General features: G+C 33.4%; 17 protein-coding genes. 7 read left to right on the top strand and 10 right to left on the bottom strand.

All coding sequences use genetic code 11. The annotated features are described in order from the left end of the window. The first annotated feature begins 156 nt into the window (after positions 1 to 156). Together serS and ABWH96_RS21185 are read left to right on the top strand one after the other, a co-directional pair. Entirely contained in the window at positions 157 to 1,431 is a 1,275-nt protein-coding gene (gene serS, locus ABWH96_RS21190; RefSeq protein WP_375579479.1) for a serine--tRNA ligase, read from the top strand. 477 nt (positions 1,432 to 1,908) lie between these two features. After that, a complete protein-coding gene (locus tag ABWH96_RS21185) occupies positions 1,909 to 2,892 on the top strand; it encodes a YpdA family putative bacillithiol disulfide reductase (protein WP_375579478.1) in 984 nt (327 codons plus the stop codon). Positions 2,893 to 2,977: 85 nt separating this feature from the next. Here the strand turns inward: ABWH96_RS21185 and ABWH96_RS21180 are convergent, their stop codons facing one another. From ABWH96_RS21180 to uvrB, 3 genes are all read right to left on the bottom strand, one after another. Then, positions 2,978 to 3,916 (bottom strand): FISUMP domain-containing protein, encoded by a 939-nt coding sequence (locus tag ABWH96_RS21180; RefSeq protein ID WP_375579477.1) that lies wholly within the window; start codon positions 3,914 to 3,916, stop codon positions 2,978 to 2,980. A gap of 431 nt (positions 3,917 to 4,347) precedes the next feature. Further along, positions 4,348 to 5,118, bottom strand: a complete 771-nt coding sequence (locus ABWH96_RS21175; protein WP_375579476.1) for a S1/P1 nuclease — start codon at positions 5,116 to 5,118, stop codon at positions 4,348 to 4,350. Between the two features lie 51 nt (positions 5,119 to 5,169). Further along, a complete protein-coding gene (gene uvrB, locus ABWH96_RS21170) occupies positions 5,170 to 7,194 on the bottom strand; it encodes an excinuclease ABC subunit UvrB (RefSeq protein WP_375579475.1) in 2,025 nt (674 codons plus the stop codon). A gap of 224 nt (positions 7,195 to 7,418) precedes the next feature. On the opposite strand from uvrB, the gene ABWH96_RS21165 reads away from it, so the two are divergent. Continuing rightward, positions 7,419 to 7,808: a DUF302 domain-containing protein gene (locus ABWH96_RS21165; protein WP_375579474.1), complete on the top strand. Its 390-nt coding sequence runs from the start codon at positions 7,419 to 7,421 to the stop codon at positions 7,806 to 7,808. Between the two features lie 30 nt (positions 7,809 to 7,838). Here ABWH96_RS21165 and ABWH96_RS21160 read toward each other — a convergent pair whose 3' ends face one another. The 5 genes from ABWH96_RS21160 to mutY all read right to left on the bottom strand — a co-directional run bounded on the left by ABWH96_RS21160 (position 7,839) and on the right by mutY (position 11,790). Beyond that, the gene (locus ABWH96_RS21160) at positions 7,839 to 8,813 is read right to left on the bottom strand and encodes a CNNM domain-containing protein (RefSeq protein ID WP_375579473.1); all 975 of its coding nucleotides are present in this window, start codon (positions 8,811 to 8,813) and stop codon (positions 7,839 to 7,841) included. 34 nt (positions 8,814 to 8,847) lie between these two features. Beyond that, positions 8,848 to 10,170: a gliding motility-associated protein GldE gene (gene gldE, locus ABWH96_RS21155; RefSeq protein ID WP_375579472.1), complete on the bottom strand. Its 1,323-nt coding sequence runs from the start codon at positions 10,168 to 10,170 to the stop codon at positions 8,848 to 8,850. 17 nt (positions 10,171 to 10,187) lie between these two features. Further along, complete coding sequence (locus ABWH96_RS21150; protein ID WP_375579471.1) at positions 10,188 to 10,643, bottom strand: single-stranded DNA-binding protein; 456 nt, start codon at positions 10,641 to 10,643, stop codon at positions 10,188 to 10,190. A 101-nt stretch (positions 10,644 to 10,744) separates the two neighbouring features. Further along, positions 10,745 to 11,011: a hypothetical protein gene (locus ABWH96_RS21145; protein WP_375579470.1), complete on the bottom strand. Its 267-nt coding sequence runs from the start codon at positions 11,009 to 11,011 to the stop codon at positions 10,745 to 10,747. Further along, positions 11,008 to 11,790, bottom strand: a complete 783-nt coding sequence (gene mutY, locus ABWH96_RS21140) for an A/G-specific adenine glycosylase (RefSeq protein WP_375579469.1) — start codon at positions 11,788 to 11,790, stop codon at positions 11,008 to 11,010. The genes ABWH96_RS21145 and mutY overlap by 4 nt, the downstream gene beginning before the upstream one ends. Before the next feature lie 231 nt (positions 11,791 to 12,021). On the opposite strand from mutY, the gene ABWH96_RS21135 reads away from it, so the two are divergent. From ABWH96_RS21135 to ABWH96_RS21120, 4 genes are all read left to right on the top strand, one after another. Next, on the top strand, positions 12,022 to 12,321 hold the full coding sequence (locus tag ABWH96_RS21135) for an HU family DNA-binding protein (RefSeq protein ID WP_013454713.1): 300 nt from the start codon (positions 12,022 to 12,024) through the stop codon (positions 12,319 to 12,321). A gap of 8 nt (positions 12,322 to 12,329) precedes the next feature. After that, the gene (locus ABWH96_RS21130) at positions 12,330 to 13,166 is read left to right on the top strand and encodes a tetratricopeptide repeat protein (protein ID WP_375579468.1); all 837 of its coding nucleotides are present in this window, start codon (positions 12,330 to 12,332) and stop codon (positions 13,164 to 13,166) included. 189 nt (positions 13,167 to 13,355) lie between these two features. Beyond that, positions 13,356 to 14,909: a ribonuclease E/G gene (locus tag ABWH96_RS21125; protein WP_375579467.1), complete on the top strand. Its 1,554-nt coding sequence runs from the start codon at positions 13,356 to 13,358 to the stop codon at positions 14,907 to 14,909. Positions 14,910 to 15,066: 157 nt separating this feature from the next. Continuing rightward, entirely contained in the window at positions 15,067 to 17,319 is a 2,253-nt protein-coding gene (locus ABWH96_RS21120) for an ATP-binding protein (RefSeq protein ID WP_375579466.1), read from the top strand. A 4-nt stretch (positions 17,320 to 17,323) separates the two neighbouring features. Here ABWH96_RS21120 and ABWH96_RS21115 read toward each other — a convergent pair whose 3' ends face one another. Together ABWH96_RS21115 and hemH are read right to left on the bottom strand one after the other, a co-directional pair. After that, positions 17,324 to 18,868 carry a tetratricopeptide repeat protein gene (locus ABWH96_RS21115; protein WP_375579465.1) on the bottom strand — a complete coding sequence of 515 codons (1,545 nt, stop codon included), beginning with the start codon at positions 18,866 to 18,868 and terminating at the stop codon, positions 17,324 to 17,326. A 58-nt stretch (positions 18,869 to 18,926) separates the two neighbouring features. Next, on the bottom strand, positions 18,927 to 19,955 hold the full coding sequence (hemH, locus tag ABWH96_RS21110; protein WP_375579464.1) for a ferrochelatase: 1,029 nt from the start codon (positions 19,953 to 19,955) through the stop codon (positions 18,927 to 18,929). Positions 19,956 to 20,024 lie beyond the last annotated feature (69 nt).

Genomic DNA, 20,024 nt, shown 5'->3' with positions numbered 1-20,024 from the left:
AACTCTGCCTCGTTTCTTTTAAGATAATACAATGATATGCTAAGCATTTTTAATTGTCAAGCAATTTAAGAAATATAAAATAGAAATTGTCATTAAAGATAGGTTTCTGTTTACAATACCACTAAAAATAGCTTATTTTGCCAAAAATTTCGAGAAATGTTACAAGTTGCAAATTTGCGTGAGGATAAAGCCAAAGCAGTCAAAGGCTTATTGAAAAGAAATATTGAAAATGCTGAATCTTTAATCGATGGAGTAATTGCCTTAGATGATAAGAGGAAAGCTCTTCAAACTGAATTGGATTCAGTATTGGCAGAATCAAACCAAATTTCCAAAAGCATTGGCGTTTTGATGAAAGAAGGTAAAAAGGAAGAAGCAGAGGAAGTAAAAGCCAAAACCGCTGAACTCAAGCAACGCAGCAAAATTTTGCAGGAAGAATCTCAGGAGATTGAAAAAGAATTAATGGACAGTCTCTATCAAATCCCTAATGTGCCACATGAAGATGTGAAAAAAGGGAAAGGTGAAGATGATAACGAAATCCTTTCTGAGCATGGTCAAAAACCTGAATTATATGCAGGTAAAAAACCACACTGGGATTTGATCAAAGATTATGACATTATAGATTTTGATTTAGGTATCAAGATAACGGGTGCAGGATTTCCGGTATATAAAGGCAAAGGAGCAAAAATGCAACGTGCCTTATTGAATTTCTTTTTAGATGAAGCCGAAAAACAAGGCTTTAAAGAAATTCAGCCACCAGTTGTGGTAAATGAAGCTTCAGGCATAGGAACCGGACAATTACCAGATAAAGAAGGGCAAATGTATCATATAGAAGATACTGACTTATATTTGATTCCTACAGCTGAAGTGCCTATTACCAATTTATTGAGGGATGAAATCATAAACGAAGAAGATTTACCCATCAAATTAACAGCCTATACGCCTTGTTTCAGAAAAGAAGCAGGTTCTTGGGGTGCGCATGTTAGAGGGTTGAATCGTTTACATCAATTTGATAAAGTAGAAATCGTTCAAGTTCAGCATCCTGATAAATCTTATTTAGCATTGGAAGAAATGAATAAATACATCCAAAGCTTATTGTCTAAATTAGAATTGCCATATCGTGTATTAAGATTATGTGGTGGCGATTTAGGTTTTACTGCTGCCTTAACTTATGATATGGAAGTTTGGTCTGCTGCTCAGGAAAAATGGTTAGAGGTGAGTTCTGTTTCAAATTTTGAAACTTACCAGTCCAACCGTTTAAAACTGCGCTATAAAGATGCAGATAAGAAAAAACACCTATTGCATACTTTAAATGGTAGTGCTTTGGCATTCCCAAGAATCTTAGCAGCGATTTTAGAAAATAATCAAACAGAAAAAGGGATTAGAGTGCCTAAGGTATTACAATCTTATACTGGTTTTGAGTGGATTGATTAAGAGTAATGACTTTCAATTCTAAATCTGTCAGGTTAAGAGGTTAAAATGGACATCTTTAACGCTATTAAGTTAAGCTATATTCCTAACAAGTTTTTTCGCTTAAGCGAAAAACCTATTGTTTTCTTTTGCCTCTTTTCCCGATGAATACGGGACAAGTCGTGGTTAAAAGAAATATTTGCTTGTTTTATTAACAGTTGTAAATTGTTACCACATAAGAAACAAGAGAACACAAAAGAAAATAACCAAGGTTATTTTTTAGGATTGCAATAAAGCATGAATCTTCAAGGCTTAGCTTAACAGCATTGGGGACAGTCTGCCCTAGCTGGTGGCTCACTGACTAGCTTAAAAGTTTGATAGACTAACAGGTTTTTGTAATCCTCAAGTCTGTTAGATTTCATAAAATCCCGAATTCCCAAAACTTTCAGGACACTTATCGTATTAATTAAGATATTGAATACAACTCAAGATATTAATTAGATGCGCAATATAGATGTTTTAATAATTGGTGCTGGTCCAATCGGATTAGCTTGCGGAATAAAAGCGGAGTCTGAAGGTTTGTCTTACCTTATAGTGGACAAAGGCACATTGGTCAACTCACTTTATCATTATCCTTATGGAATGACATTTTTCAGTACTTCCGATAAACTGGAAATTGGAGGAGTGCCTTTCATTTCTCATAATCCAAAGCCAACAAGAATGGAAGCTTTAGAGTATTACAGAAGAGTTGCCAGCTCACATAAACTAAATACCTCTCTTTACAATCCAGTAAATAAAGTAAAGAAGAATGAAAATGGTTTCAAGGTAAGCACAGAGAAATTTGATCTTCAAGCTGAGAATATTATAGTGGCGACTGGTTTTTATGATTTGCCTCATAAATTAGGAATACCCGGAGAAGACTTGCCAAAAGTTTCACATTATTATAAAGAAGCCCATCCTTACTATGATATGAAATTGGCTATTGTTGGAGCTGCCAATTCTGCAGTTGATGCAGCTTTGGAATGCTTCCGAAAAGGAGCAAAAGAAGTCACCATGGTAATTCGGGAAGAAGAAATCCGCAAAACCGTGAAATATTGGGTGAAGCCTGATATAGAAAACAGAATTAAAGAAGGAAGTATAAAAGCATATTTTGAAAGTGAAATAACCGCTATCAGAGAACATGAGATAGATATCAAAACTCCTAAAGGAAATATCACCATTGAAAATGATTTTGTATTAGCCATGACCGGCTATGAACCTAATTATGATTTCTTAAGCAATATGGGCGTTAAGAAAATTGAAGAACCACCGTTTGCCCCAGTTTATGATGCTGAAAGTATGGAAACCAATATAGAAGGCATTTATTTGGCAGGTGTGATTTGCGGTGGAATGGAAACCAATAAGTGGTTTATTGAAAACAGCAGAGTTCATGCTGATATGATAATGGCTAATATTAAAAGCAAGAGAATGATTGCAGCGAAGTAGAATATGAGATACTTCCTTTATATAACCACTTTATTGAAAAAGCAAATAGTGATATGTTTATTCTAACTGATTGAAATATTTTGTACTAATCCATTATGCATCGAATGGAATAGCTTGAGCTGGTGCCAGCGGTTCCCTCCTTATTTCTTGAGGCAACAAATCCATTAGCATTCTCAAGTATTATAACTTTACCGCTATGTGAATACCAATATCCGTTTACTAAAAGGCCAATATACAGATCATCACTCCCTTGCCTATAGCCTCCTCCGAGTGCGGTAAAATTGCTTTCATTGGTTGCTTCATTGTTTGGGCTTAACCAATGCTCTGTACCTGATTCTTTTAGCTTTCCTCCGGCTACTTCATATCCTCCTAAAACATCTATAAGCAGCTTATCCCATTCCTCATCAGAAGGAATATGCCAGCCTTCAGGAGCAATATTACGCTCATCTTTTATTGACTCCAAATTATACAATCTTCCATATATATCAAGGTTAGTCTCGGAGTCATCATAAATATATTGTGCACTTCCAGTTGATTCATCAATAATATCATCACCATTTCGAAACCGAGTTACTTTTAAGTTTTCTTGCATCCATGCTTGGCTCCCTATCATAATAATATTATATGTGTTTCCATCTATATCTGTAATGAGTTTTGGTATAGTTTTAAATGTCAATTCTTCACTATAACCCGTACCTGCACTGTTAGTGGCAAAAGCCTTAGCAAAATAAGTGGTATTAGCATTTAACCCCTCTAGTGTCAGGCTTTGACGTGTTTGTGTGCTGCCAACTAAGTCATAGGTAATATCGTTTGTAGTTGGGTTAGGTGATTCACTTAAACAAATTCCCCAATTTAATATGTCAGATCCTCCATTGCTTACAATGCGTGCAGTACCTAAAGCTGAAGTTTGTCGAATATCAGAAATTTCCACACTCATACTTGTTATTTCTATATCATTATCGTCATCGCAACTAAAAAGGAATGTAATAAACAAAATTACTACAACTAAAAATGAATATCTCATTGGATTAATTTTAAATAAAAGCGCTAAATGGACGTTAAACATAAATATTTGAATTTTAATTCACAACTGTCCGTGAAACGAATTTTGAAATTAGTTAAGCCTGAGCAACAAGCTTATCTTTTTGTATAGTTTAAGTTTACAAATACTTTAATCAGATATCCGATGGCAATTTTTAAGGACCAAATATAGTATTTAGATACATTGATATAGGGTTACTGTTCAAAAAACTCAACCGCAGGCTCAAGGAACTAGTTCTAACCTCACTTTTCCCAACTTAGGGCGCTATATCTACAAAAAATAAAGAAATATTTGCTCAACTTAACAGAATAAAGATTTTTTTATATTTTTAATTTTAGTCGGACTCTCCATTCACCACCAAAATTTCCTGACCGATAAAATCCAATCATAGCTGTTGGTACTTAAACCCTTTTTTACCCATAAATCTCATTAAGCAAGCCAGCTAATCGTATGCCTGCCTTTTTTATTTGTTCTTGAACCGTATCCCAGTTTTTATAGCTATACTCATAACCTATATACATATCTTCTGGCAATTCATACACCTGGTTTCTTAAACCCATAGCTTCTTTGTACCAGTCGTCTATTGTGTTACGCTGCAATGCTTTTACTTCTTCCTTTGTAGTGATATTTACCATCTCAGCTAATTCGGTATAACTGAATGCTTTAGAGTCAATCATTTCGCTATCCCAAACACGATGCAGATTAGAACTTTTACCAAACCACTTTACTTTCACAGCATTTCCTCCCATGTCTTCTCCATTCCCAACATGGCATGGCTGATGAATATCACCTACCAAATGAATCAGCATTTTGAGTTTCTCCTGTTCAGTTTTTGCATCCAAATTTCCAGACTTTAACTCTTCTGTAATTTTTTGAATCATCATGATGATATCGCCATCAGGATTTTTTTCGGTCTCTTCATAAGTCATTCCATCAGGAATAGTAACATAATGCCAAGGCTTAGCATAGTCCCAGCTATCATCTGATTTTATATTATCCATCCATACGCTGGCCACGGCTACAGATTCTCTATTTAATATTTCACTTACTCTTTTTTCAACCTTTCTTTTTAAATAGAAAGAGGCTACCTCGCCAACTGCTCTATGTCCGGTTTGTCCCCATGCTAAAGCTTGGGAGATACTGAAAATGCTTAAAATAAAAACGCTTATAACTCTAATTTTCATTTTTTATAATTTAAATTTTTGCAAAGATAATCTTTTCGTATTACCGAAAGGTTATTTCTTATCCCGTAATTTTTGAAGTTCTTGCCATTCATCTCTCAACCTTGCTGCTTCAATAAAATCCAGATCTTTTGCTGCTTTCTCCATTTTCTTTTTTGTAGCAGTAATCATTTTATCTAAGGCAGGTTTATCCATATATTGGACTACTGGATCAGCTGCAACAGAGGTTTCTTCTATGCCTGCATAATATTTCTGTTGAGAAGTCTTTTTAGAATCAACGGCAACAGTTTGACCTAAAATACTTTCCCTTGACTTAAATACTGTTTTTGGCGTTATACCATGTTCTTCGTTGTAGGATTTTTGAATGGCTCTTCTTCTATTGGTTTCATCCATGGCTTGTTGCATGGAGTCTGTAATTTTATCAGCATACATGATCACCTTTCCTTTTTCATTTCTTGCCGCACGGCCAATGGTTTGGACTAAGGAACGCTGATTTCTTAAAAAGCCTTCTTTATCTGCATCCAATATGGCTACCAATGAAACTTCTGGTAAGTCTAATCCTTCTCTCAATAAATTCACACCTACCAAAACATCAAATTCACCTAATCTTAGATCCCTAAGAATTTCAACTCGATCTAAAGTATCTACTTCAGAATGAATATAGCGAGCTTTTACTCCAGCTCTACCTAAGAATTTATTTAATTCTTCAGCCATTCTTTTGGTTAAAGTTGTGCATAATACACGCTCGTTTAGCTTAACCCTTTCATCAATTTCTTCTAATAAATCATCAATCTGATTCCCACTTGGGCGAACATCAATTTCAGGATCGAGCAGTCCAGTTGGTCTAATTACTTGTTCCACCACAGTTCCTTCTGTTTTGCGTAATTCATATTCTGCAGGGGTGGCACTTACAAAGATGGTTTGACCTATTAAATTCTCAAATTCATCGAATTTCAAAGGGCGGTTATCCATTGCAGAAGGTAATCTGTATCCATAATCCACCAAATTAATTTTTCTTGCTCTGTCTCCTCCATACATTGCCCGAACCTGCGGAACGGTAACATGACTCTCATCTATTACCATTAAAAAATCATCTGGGAAATAATCCAACAAACAGAAAGGTCTTGTACCAGGGGTTCTTCTGTCAAAATAGCGAGAGTAATTTTCCACTCCGGAGCAGTAACCTAATTCCCGCATCATCTCAATATCAAATTCAGTTCTTTCCTGCAGTCTCTTAGCTTCTAAAAACCTTCCATCTCTTTCAAAGAATTTGACCTGTTCCACCATGTCATCTTGAATTTCTTTTATGGCTTGGTGCAAAACATCCTTTCCTGTTACAAAAAGATTGGCTGGAAAAATACTGATAATTCTTTCCTCGGAAATTTTCTTTCCGGTTTCAGGGTCAATACGCTGGATGGATTCTATTTCATCTCCCCAAAACATAATTCTATATGCGAAATCAGCATAAGCTACAAAGATGTCTACCGTATCTCCTTTAACTCGAAATGTCCCTCTTTTAAATTCAGCTGTAGTTCTGTTGTAAAGAATATCCACAAAAGCAAAAAGTAATTGATTTCGAGGAACTTTATCTCCTTGCTGTAAGCGGATAATATTTTTTCCAAATTCTTCAGGATTACCTATACCATAAATACATGAAACGGATGCCACTACAATCACATCTCTTCTTCCTGAGAGCAGTGCGGAAGTAGCACTTAGTCTTAGTTTTTCAATTTCCTCATTTATAGATAGATCTTTTTCTATATAAACATTGCTGGATGGAATAAATGCTTCTGGTTGGTAATAATCATAATAGGAAATGAAATATTCTACAGCATTTTCAGGAAAAAATTGTTTGAACTCCCCATAAAGCTGGGCAGCCAGTGTTTTATTATGACTTAAAACCAAAGTGGGCTTTTGAACGCGTTCTACTAAGTTGGCAATGGTAAATGTTTTTCCAGAGCCTGTAACTCCTAAAAGTACCTGATCCTGTTCTCCATCCTCAACTCCTTTTTGAAGTTCTTCAATGGCTTTCGGTTGGTCTCCGGTAGGTTGATATTCGCTTATGATTTTAAAATCCATACTTACAACAAACGATTAAGTTGGAAAATGTTTAGCTACAAATATAAATAGATTTTCACCCTCTAAGTAGCTTATTTTCACTTATGTGATTGACAATTAACAGGTATAAGGTGGATAAATGTAACAATTATCACATGTAGCCCTTTGGTTGTGAGATTTAGTAGGTTTAAGTTAATCATTAAAACTTAAGCCTCGTTAATATATTAAACTAAAAACGAATAGATATGAATTACTATAATTCGAAAATAATAAAAGGCAAAGATTTTAGTGTAGTAAGAACGGAGGTAGAAGCTGCTTTGAAAGAAGAGGGTTTTGGGATTTTGACTGAAATTGACTTTCAGGCAACCATGAAGAAGAAATTGGATAAAGACTATTTACCTCATGTGATTTTAGGAGCTTGCAATCCTACTTATGCAGATAAAGTAGTTTCAATTGAACCCCATATTAGCACTTTGTTGCCATGTAATGTGACCATAAGGGAAATGGAGAGTGGTGATATAGAAGTTTCAGCTATGGATCCTGCTGCTGCCATGAAGGTGGTAGAAAATGATGAAATTGTTCAGCATGCAGAAGAGGTTAATGAAATGCTAAAGAATGTTTTGAAAGCGATATAATGATTAAAGGGGCAGCAATTATGCTGTCCTCTAATCAAATTCGTCCTCGATATCGCCCACTACAGTTTCTACCAAATTTTCTAAAGTAATCATCCCGATAATTTTATCATCATTAGATTTTACCATAGAGATATGAAATCTATTTTCGTTCATTTTTTTCAATAGATTGATGATTGGAGTGTTTTCATTAATAAAAATGATGGGACGTACAAATTCTTTTAACCGATTGTTTTCTGATGACACCTTCTCATTTAAAGCAATTTCTTTGAAGTTGATATAGCCATAAACGTCTTCTATAGAGTCAGATTGACTTATAGGATAACGCGTGTGTTTATGTTCTGCAGCCAAATTGAAATATCTGTCAAAACTGATATTCTCTTTGAAAAATATAATGTTTTCAACTGGCAACATTATTTCTTTTACAAATCGTTTTTTTAAAGTAGAAGTATTAATAATGATATTTTCCTGATCAGTATCAATTATTTTTTCCATTTTAGCCATTCTAGCTATAGTTCGGATATCATCTAAGCTGTAGGGGGTACTTTTCTTGCGTTTCCCTACCAAAAGTTTTGTGAATGCCTGCGTAACTACAATAAATGGATGAAGAATTTTAATGGTAAGCTGTAGAGGTAAAGCCATTTTTCTTGAAATCAGGTTCGATTTATTGACTCCTATTACTTTTGGAATAATTTCAGTTCCAAACAGTATAACTATTGTAAAAATCACAGAAAAAATCCAGATATATTCTTCACCGTAAATTTTATCGAATGCGCTTCCTGCTATGGTGGCTCCACCAGTATGGGCTATGGTGTTTAATATTAAAATTGCAGATATGGGCCTATCGATATTTGATTTGAGCTTATGCATTATTTTGGCATAAGTCAAGCCTTTTTCTTTATCAGTTTCTATTTTAACTTTATCTACACTAAGCAATACTGCCTCAGCCATAGAGCATAAAAAGGAAACAAAAACTGCAACGAAGGTGCTTATTACGAATACAAGCATGGTAATTTAGTTTATTCTTGAGTAAGGCTCAAGACTAATTTTTAGTAAATACCCTTACTCTTTTTATTCTTTTTTGGTCTACTGCCACCACAGTGAAGGTGAAGTTTTTGAATTTAATTTTTTCCCCAGTACGAGGCAATTTGCTATTGATTTCAAGGATTAGCCCACCTAAAGACTCACTTTCACCTTTTACTTCTTCAAAAGTACTAGGTTCTTCATTTATGATTTTACAGAAATCATTTAAAGATGTTCTGCCTTCAAAAATATAAGTGTATTCATCTAATTTATTGTAAGCAACATCTATATCCTCGTCAAATTCATCATTAATTTCACCCACGATCTCTTCTATCACATCTTCTAAGGTAATAAGTCCAGATGTACCACCGTATTCATCTACTACTATAGCCATATGAACTCTTTTTTCTTGGAAATCCTTTAAAAGACTGTCCACTTTCTTTGATTCTGGAACGAAAAACCCTGGTCTTAAAAGTGTTTGCCATTCAAAATTATCTTCTTTTTCTATATATGGCAGTAAGTCCTTTACATAAAGGACTCCCTCAATTTTATCAATGGTATCTCGGTAAACGGGAATCCTACTAAACCCATTTTTATTGATTTGATCCATTAACATATGGTAGTCATCCTCAATGTCAAAAGCTGTAATATCCAATCGGGATTTCATTACCTGGCGTACTGAAAGCGTTCCAAAATTCACTATCCCTTTTAATATACCTTTTTCTTCTTCGGTGGTATCTTTGTCTGCAGTAATTTCTAGTGCATGATGTAATTCATCAATTGAAACACTAAAACCTTTTTGCGCAACTCTTTTTTCAATAATATTGCTCAAGCTCATTAATGAAATTGATAAAGGGCTAAAGATTTTGGCAGAGAAATTTAGAGGAAGCGCCATTCTTGAAGCAAAGCTTAAATTATTCTGGTTGGCATAGACTTTAGGGACAATTTCTCCATAAAAAACAATCAGGAATGTAATTATCGCAGTTAAGGTAACCACTAATAAGCCTTCCGTTTCTTTAGTACCCACAATTTCCCAGGTAACGTAGGTGGAAAGAGTTACTATACCAACATTAATAAAATTATTAAGAATTAAGATAGTAGCTAGTAAGCGCTTTGGGTTTTTGAGCAATTCCAGAATAGTCTGTTCTTTTGGTAAATTACTGGTTTTGCACTTAGCTAAATCCTCATGAGAAAGTGAAAAGAATGCAACTTCGGAACCTGAAACTAAAGCTGACATCATAAGTAAAAACATCATCAATAAAGTATTGATGATGTAAAACCAATGATTGCCGCTTTCGGCTATGCTTGCTAATAAAAATATACTAGGGGAAGGGTCTTCCAATTTTTATATTTGTTTATTTAAAATGGTAAATCATCCATTTCACTATTCGTATCTGGAGTCTGGCTTTGTGCAGGTGCTTGCTGACTATTAGACTGGTTACCTCCCGAATAATTTGATGACTGACCTGAATCATCACTGCTTTTCTTTCCGCCAAGCATGGTCAATTGGTCACCTACAACTTCAGTGGTGTATCGGGTAACTCCCTCTTTTTCCCATGATCTGGTTCTAAGCTTTCCTTCTATATAGACGCTATCGCCTTTTTTCAAGTATTTTTCAGCTACTTCTGCTAAACCTCTCCAAAGCACAATGTTGTGCCATTCTGTTTGATCAACTCGCTCTCCTGAGTTTCTGTCTTTATAGGTTTCGGTTGTTGCTATTGAAAAATTTGCAACGGATGCTCCGTTGTCTAAGTGTCTTACCTCTGGGTCTTTACCCAGATTTCCAATCAAAATGACTTTGTTTACTCCTTGCATAAGTTAAAAAGTTTTAGTTCAAAATTACAGTTAATAGTTGAAGTAAACTGCTTTTTCGGGGAAAAAATTTCCGGCAGTTCATACTTCAATTATAAATTTACCTAAAAATTTTTGCTTGTCAAATAATTCTCAATCAATCTAGGCTTTGGTAGTTCTTCAACTTCCTGTTTTGTATAGTATTTTAATTTATGGTCATTCAATATATTTTGATTATCTGATCTCAATTCTATAAATACAGCTTCAAGTCGCTGATGAGATAGAATATGTTTAACGGGCTCAGATATTTCGATTACTTCTGAATGGGTATATTTCTCATTTACTTTATTATAGATTTCTTCAATAGAAAGTGCTTTATTGCTTTCAATCAAATCAAAATCAAATAGGCCCTGCCAGATATCTTTTGGACCTCTTTTTTCATTGCCAACTTTTCTTCATGCTGCCAGATTAGATAATAAAGATATCTGTTTTTGATCTTTATTTTCTTCATCTTAACAGGTAATTCGGATTGTTTATGATGTATTCTTGCCTCACATTCCTGTGATAAAGGGCAATTTTCACAATCAGGCTTTTTGGGAGTGCAAATTGTGGCTCCTAGCTCCATCATTGCCTGATTAAATGAAGCGGCATAGTCATCAGGTATTAACTCTTTTGCAATATTAAAGAACTTAGTGAAGGTCTTGGGCTGTGAAATATCATCAGAAACATCAAAATATCTTGCTAATACTCTAAAAACATTTCCATCTACTACTGGAACTGCCTGCTCAAAGGCAAAAGAGGCTATGGCAGCTGCAGTATATTTGCCCACCCCTTTTAATTTTAATAATTCATTATAGGCTTTAGGGAATTCGCTATTATAATCTTTAACTACTGATTTAGCACATTCATGCAGATTTCTTGCACGTGAATAATAGCCTAATCCTTGCCATAATCTCATCACTTCATCTTCTGGAGCTTTAGCCAAATCAAGAACTTTTGGATATTGGCTCACAAACTTATTATAATAAGGCAAGCCTTGATTTACTCTGGTTTGCTGCAGAATAATTTCCGAAAGCCATATTTTATAAGGATCGGTAGTATTTCTCCAGGGCAAGTCTCTTTTATTATTTTTATACCAATTTATAAGTGAATTTGAGAAGCTTTGTGTCATATAAATACAAATATGTGTAATCTTATTTTAAATAAATAAAGAATATAAAGATGAAGTTATTAATAAGATTTTGTATAAATTGTTGAGAATTAAAAAGTTAAATGTGAAATATTGGAATAAAGCTTACATATCTTTAGAAGATTTTACTTTTAAATTCAAAAATGTAGGGTTACCTTTGCAGACCCAAAATGAAAGGGAGAATTTTTTTAATAATTTAAATCAAAAGGAAGCGTGACTAAAGCAGACGTTATATCAGAAATTTCTGAAAAAACAGGTATAGACAAAGCAGATGTAACCGCTACAGTAGAAGCATTTTTCTCTGTGGTGAAGGACTCAATGGCTGACGGTGAAAATATTTATGTCAGAGGCTTTGGAAGTTTTGTGAATAAAAAGAGAGCAAAGAAAATTGCTCGTAATATTTCCAAAAATACCGCTATCGTAATAGATGAGCATTATGTACCTAGTTTTAAGCCCTCAAAAGTTTTTGTGGAGAAAATTAAAAGTTCTAACAAAATAACTGAAGAAGTTTAAATTTTGTAATGCTCAAATCCCGTATCATATTAATCGTTGTTGCTATTGCATTGGTTGCTGTATTTTTCAGTTTACCTAAAGTGGTGGTGGATAATGAGAATGAAACTATTGAAAAAGGGGCTGAAACTGAAGAAAAGAGTACATCTAATGATGATAGTAATTCTTCTCCTGCAAATAGCATGATGTCTGAGTCTCATTCTGGGAATATTCCAGATGAGATAAAGGAGGATATTGAACGGCTAAGAAATAGTTACAGTTTAGCTGAAAATCAAGAAAATAGTGTTATATTTGCAGATTCTTTAGCCAGTGTTTATCGAGATCTTAATCGATTGGATAGTGCTGCTAAATATGTAGAATTATCAAAAGAGGATAATGAATTAATAGGAAACGCCTATTATGAAGCTTTCAGTTTTGCTGCTGATGTTGAAAAAGCAGAAAGATTAGCAATAAAAACTAGAGAATACTTACAAAAAGTATTGGACAGTAATCCTGCTAACAATAGTGCTAAAATAAAATTGGCAATGACATATGTGTCATCAGATAACCCAATGAAAGGCATATCTATGCTTTTAGAAGTTGTGGAAGAAGATCCGGATAATGAAGAAGCTTTATTTAATTTAGGTATTCTTTCTGTGCAGTCAGGTCAATACAATAAAGCTATAGGGCGTTTTGAAAAGCTCTTAAAGCAACACCCTGAAAATGTTCAGGCTCAGTTTTATTTAGCCTTAAGTTTGATGAATAGCGGACAGAAAGCAAAAGCTAAAGAGTTATTTACAGAAATTAAAAATAAAAGTAACGATGAGCAACTACTAGCAGCTGTTGAGAGTTACTTGAATGAATTATAATAAAATTGTTTAACAAAAAATTTTTAAGTTATGCCTTGCGGTAAAAAAAGAAAAAGACACAAGATTTCAACTCATAAGAGAAAGAAAAGACTAAGAAAAAACAGACACAAGACCAAGAAGTAATCATTACTTCTTGTTTGTCTTTGTATTAGACTTTTTTTTTAGTTTTTCACTTAAACTTATTGAGCTTTGAGCAATGAATTAATTATTAATTCAACTCAAAATGGCAGTCGTATTGCCCTTCTAAATGATAGGAATCTCATTGAGATTCATTATGATAATAAAGAAGAGCAATTTAGTGTGGGTGATATTTATTTAGGGAACGTCCGAAAAGTAATGCAGGGCTTAAATGCTGCATTTGTGGACGTAGGTTATGAGAAAGATGCATTTTTGCACTATCATGATCTTCAGACCAAAGTAAACTCACTTTTAAAATATACTAAATTTGCCACTACTCGTAATAACACCTCATACAAATTAAGTAAGTTCAAATTAGAGCCAGAGATTGACAAATTAGGAAAAATCTCACAGGTGCTCTCCAAGAACAAGCAGGTGTTGGTTCAGGTTATTAAAGAACCTATCTCTACGAAAGGGCCAAGACTATCATGCGAGTTGTCACTAGCAGGAAGGTATTTGGTATTAGTACCATTTGCCAATGGAATAAGCATATCCAAAAAGATATCGACTAGTGAGGAACGTAAAAGACTCACCAGATTAATTTCTTCCATTAAGCCAGAAAATTTTGGCGTAATCATCCGTACTGTTGCCGAAGGTAAAGAGGTGGCAGAACTGGATACAGACCTAAGAAACTTATTAGATACTTGGGAGAATGGAGTTAAAAAGCTTAAAGATGCCAAACCAAAAGATAAAATTATTGGTGAGGTTGGCAGGGCTTCTTCCATTTTAAGGGATATGATGAATGAATCTTTCGACAGTATCCATGTGGATGACGAAGAAATATTCAATGAAATCCAGACCTATATCCAAAAGATAGACCCAAGTAAGGAGAAAATCCTAAAGCTATATACGGGAAGGAATAAGATCTTTGAGCATTTCGGAATTGAAAGACAGTTAAAATCATTATTTGGACAATCTGTAAACGTAAAAGGTGGTGGATATCTCATTATTGAGCATACAGAAGCCTTACATGTAATTGATGTTAACAGTGGGAATAAATCCAATAATGAAGAAAGTCAGGAAGATACTGCTTTAAGCACTAATCTTGAGGCGGCAAAAGAAATTGCTCGTCAATTAAGATTAAGGGATATGGGCGGAATAATCGTTGTCGATTTCATCGACATGAAAAACCCTGATAACAAAAAACTCCTTTTCAAAAAGATGAAGGAGTTTATGGAAACTGATCGTTCTAAGCATACAGTACTTCCTTTATCTAAATTTGGATTAATGCAGGTAACCCGTCAAAGGGTAAGGCCTGAACTGAATATTGTAACCAAGGAAAGTTGTCCTACTTGTAATGGAACAGGTAAAATAACTGCTTCAATACTGGTTTCAGATAAAATTGAGCAAGATTTGGAATATTTGTTAACAAAACAAAATGAAAAATCTTTAAGTCTTGCTTTGCATCCATTTTTGTACTCACATTACACTAAAGGGATAATATCCTTACGTGTCAAATGGTTTTTCAAATATGGAAAATGGATTAAGTTAATTCAAGATAGTTCATTAGCCTTGACAGAGTATCATTTCATGAATGCTAATCAAGAACTAATTGAAATGGAGTAGAAGAGCTTTAATTGCATTATTTCAATAGCCCATGTTTTTATTTAAGCATGGGCTATTTTTATATAATATTACATCGAAGCCAGCTAACTGTTTGTCTAATATATTTTTTGAGTTGATAATAATTCTCTAAATTTAAGAACTATTGGATTTTTTGAATATGTCAATATCTAAATTATTGCTTTTCCTAAGAAGTGTAAAAGCATGGCGTATATTTTTACTCATTATATTTTTTGAGCTCCCCACCTTCTATGCCTTATCTTTTCAAAATGCTGATTCTGTTAATGCAGGTTCACAGGATTCTATCGTGATTTTTGATTTTAATGGTTCCAACTACCAAGCAAGCTCTTTTAATTATGTCGCAAATGAGGACGAAGACGGTATAATGTATTTTGGTAATGAAAATGGCCTCTTAGAATTTGATGGCACCCACTGGCAATTATACAGAACACCTGATTATACCCCTATATCTTTTCTAAAAATCATAGGAGACAAGATCTATACTTTTGGAAGTAATGAGTTTGGCTTTTTTCAAAGAAATCAGATAGGAAATATGATTTATCATCCCTTGAATGATCAATCGATTGGTGAAATTGATATCCCATATGTTTGGAAAATTATAGAACATAATGGCGATGTATTTTTTAACTCAGATAGTTCGTTATTTAAATGGGATGGGGAGATTTTAAAGAAAATTCAAACCGATAATAAATACCTAACTATATATAAGGTTGAAGATGATTTGTTAGTTTCAATATATGGTGAGGAAGGTGGATTAGCTAGGTTAGAAAATGATACATTTAACTTAATCAATGAAGATTTCATTTTTGAGGATGATTATGCTTGGGAAATCCTTCAAAAAGAAGATAAAGAATGGTTATTATTTACCTCAGAAAGTGGGATTTTTAAGTTAGATCCTGAAACCTATGAAACTGAGCTGTGGGATAATGAAATAAATCAATACTTCTTACAAGATAGTACCTACCTATATTATGTCGAAAAATTTCAGGACTCCTTATTTTTAGCTTCAACTTGGCAAAATGGAATTGTACTGTTTAATGATGATGGAGATATTATTAAGAAGCTAGATAAAAAATCTGGCTTGTTTTCTAATTACTATACTGATCCAATTGAGGATAGAAGAGGTAATATTTGGCTAACTTCTGGGTTTGGATTGCAATATTTGCAGTTCTATGATCCAGAGAAAAAAAATAGCTTTAAACCAGAAGCTAAAGTTAGATATATAAAGATCAGTGACAGTTCTGTTTTTATAAAAGGCAGTAATCATATAATATCCCTACCCGAAAAAAAGAGTAATTCAATTGATTTTTATTTTTCTGTACCTAGTTTTCTAAAAGAAAACTTACAATTTTCTTACTACCTAGAAGGTTTTGATGAAGGTTGGTCAGAATGGACTAATAATACACGAAAAGAATATACCAATTTATCAGGTGGCGATTATACTTTTCACTTGAAGGCTAGAAACATTCAGAATTTAGATTTAGATATTCAACCATTTGAATTTAAAATAAACGTTCCTACAAAATGGTATGAAAGCTATATCACCTATATTTTACTTGTATTAATAGTTGGGTTATTAATCTATGGATTTATTAAATACCGTACTCATAGGTTAAGCTTTGCTAATAAGAAACTGGAAAAAATAGTAAAAGAGAGAACTTCAGAGCTTCGTTCACAAAAAGAACGCTTAAAAGAAGCGAATGAAGAATTAAAAACTATTAATAATGAATTAGACAACTTTGTTTACCGATCATCTCACGATTTGGTTGCCCCTTTAAAATCTTTAAGAGGACTTATTTCCGTTGCAGGAATGTCTCATAATCCTGAAGAAATTAAGGAGTATTTCAAATTGATGAACATTAGCATTACTAAACTAGAGGAATTCATTAAAAGTATTATGGATTTTTCAACTAATACTAAGAAACCACTTGAAATGAAGCTGGTTAAAATGGATGACATTTTGGACAGTATAGTGGAAGATTTAAAATATTATCAAAATGCCGAAAAAGTAGAACTGATCAGGGCATATGATTCGGATTTTAAAATTAGAACTGATCCTAAGAGAATCAATATTGTCTTAAGTAATTTGGTAACCAATGCTTTAAAATACCATGATTTCAAACAAGATGACCCTCAATATATTAAAGTTTCGGCTAAAAAGGAGAATAATTCTTATGTAATAGAGGTGGAAGATAATGGTTCAGGTATTCCAGATGAATATCAAAGCAAAATATTTGAGATGTTTTTTAGAGCTCACCAAGGCACCGAAGGATCGGGCTTAGGATTGTATATTGTGGTGGATACGTTAAATGTGTTAAAAGGTAAGATTAGTTTTACTTCTAAAACCAGAATAGGAACCACATTTAAAGTTGAATTACCAGAAGTAGATTAAATTATTATTGATCTAATTCCTCATCGAGTTCAAGTAGATTTTTCAAATTGAAAATCACTTTGTCTAATTCCGTTGCGCTTATTTTGAGATAGTTTAATACGGTAGGATCTATTTTTCCATCTTTAGTTAATTCTATCACATTAATAAGCCCTAACACATTTGCAACAGGGGCTCTTAACTTATGAGAATTATAATAGGTGAATTCTGCTATTTGTCGATTCCGTTCATTTAATTTTCTAGTCCTCTCCAAAACCCTTTTTTCTAAATTTTTATTGAGATTATGAAGTTCTTTGTTAACTCTGGCAAGATCTAATGATTTGGATGAAATCTTCTTCTGCTTTTCTTCTATCTCTTCTTTTTGTTGTTTAAGTTTAATATGAGCATTTTTGAGTTGGTTGCTTTTATTTCTCAAATACAAAATAGTTACGATTGAAAAGATAAGGGCTACAATCAATAGTATTAAAAATTGAGTTCTATTCTCAATTTTATTGGCCAATTGGGATTGTTCTAAAGCTAACTTATAACTTTCTTTTTCTTTTTGAGATAAATTATATTGAATGCTTAGCTTATTTATTTCAGCTCTGGATTCTGCATTAAATATAGAATCCTGAATTTCCAGATATTTATCAAAATAAAAAACCAAGGAATCCTTACTACCATTAATTTTAAATAGTTCAATCTTAGACTGATAGATTTTAAGCAATAGATCTAAAGTATTGATATTCAGGGCTAATTGTTCAGCCTGTTTTAAACGTTGGTTTGCTTTTTCTAAATTATTTTGCAAAACATAAACTCTAGCGATTTCTATATTACTCTCAACAATTCCTCTTGCGTAGTTTAATTTTTCCCAATATTTCAAGCTTTCTTGTAGGTAAAAATGAGCAGAATCATTTTTTGCATTTGCAAGATTAATCATGCCTTTATAAAGATTAGCAAACCCTTTTGTTTGATTGCTGATGGAGTCTTTACTTAACACTTGATTTAAATAGTAATTTGCACTGTCATAGTTTTCGTTTAGCATAAAAAGCTGCCCTAAGTTTACCAATATCAACTCTGGAGCAAAGTCTTTTGCCTTATCTGATTTAGAAAGTGCAAGTTGAATAAACTTAGCAGATTGAATGTAGTCTTTTTGCTTTTTGTAAGTTTCACCAATATTATTGAGGGCTTTAATGACTTCGATATTATTGCCCTCTTGCTCGAAAATGGAGAGCGCTTCAAAAAAAGCTTTTAATGCGGCATCATATATTCCCTGTTGCCAATAGAATATCCCTTTTTTATTTAGGATATCTTCTTTTCCTATTTCTATTTTCTCAGATTCTAACTTTTCTTCAAGCATGTTAATATAGAATAATGCTTCTGATGGAGAGTTTGGATAAATCTGATCTGTAATTTCTAAATAATCTAAGACATCTTTTTTTTCTTTGAAGGAAGCCTCAAGTAGTTTTTTTTCTAAAAAATTCTGTAATGAATCATTTTGAATTGCAAAGCTAGACTCAGCAAAGCATATAAAGATTAAGGGCGCTATTATTTTAAAATATTGGCTTTTCATATTTCAAACTGCCAATAATTTAGTTAAAAATTCTTAACGCTCCGAATGTGTGCTTAATCTAATTTTTAAGGACTAAAGATTTTAGAGTTTGTACCCAATCTTTATTGTCATTTAAACTTTCAACTAAGTCCCATCTTTCTCCTCCAGCTTCCTCAAATTCCTCTTTGAATTCTTCTCCCACTTCAATAGTGGTTTCCAAGCAATCGGAAACAAAAGCAGGTGAAAAAGCTAATACTGATTTTTTTCCATCCTTGGCTAAATCTTTTAAAACATCATCGGTATAAGGTTTAATCCAAGGATCATTACCTAATCGACTTTGGAATGTTACGGTATATTGATCTTCTGGAAGGTTTAGTTCATTTGCTATTAAGCGAGCTGTTTGAAAACATTGCGCTCTGTAGCAAAATCTATTTTTATCATGATAAACATTGCAGCAATTTCCTAATTTGCAATAATTATCTACAGAGCCCTTTTTTATTTGGCGTTCTGGCAAACCATGAAAACTAAAGATCACATGATCATATTCATGTTTGTCCAAGTATTTTTTACCTAAGCGGGCAAAGGTTTTGTAAAAGCCTGGTTCTTCCACAAAAGTGCTAATGAAATTAATTTGAGGAATGATTTGCCATTTTTGTACAATTTCCATCACCTTATCATGAACCGATCCACTGGTGGCAGAAGCGTATTGTGGAAATAAAGGAACCACAATTATTTTATCCACTTTATGTTTTCTCAATTCATCCAAGGCATCTTGAATGCTTGGAGATTGATACCGCATTGCTATTGCTACAACATATTCATCATCCAACTCTTTTTGCAGCATATCTCTAACATCTTCTCCATAGAATTTCAAAGGCGACCCTCTTTCCACCCAAAGTTTACGATATTCCTTAGCAGATTTTGGAGCTCTGAAAGGTGCAATAATCAAATTAACCAACATCCAGCGGAATAAAAATGGAATATCAATTACCCTTTTATCCATTAAAAACTCCCTTAAATATTTTCGTACATCCGATGTTTTAGTTGAATCGGGTGTTCCTAAATTCACTAATAATACTCCTGTCTTTCCTTTATTTGCTTTTTTCATATTGGGTTGAATAACCTGCAGTGTTATTTTATGTTTTTATTAATTTAAAAAATAGCTTTAGAATCAATG

This window comes from Marivirga tractuosa (assembly GCF_042140215.1).
GTDB lineage: Bacteria > Bacteroidota > Bacteroidia > Cytophagales > Cyclobacteriaceae > Marivirga > Marivirga tractuosa_A.
Note: the sequence above shows the minus strand (reverse complement) of the source record. Positions and strands in the feature narration are given on the sequence as shown.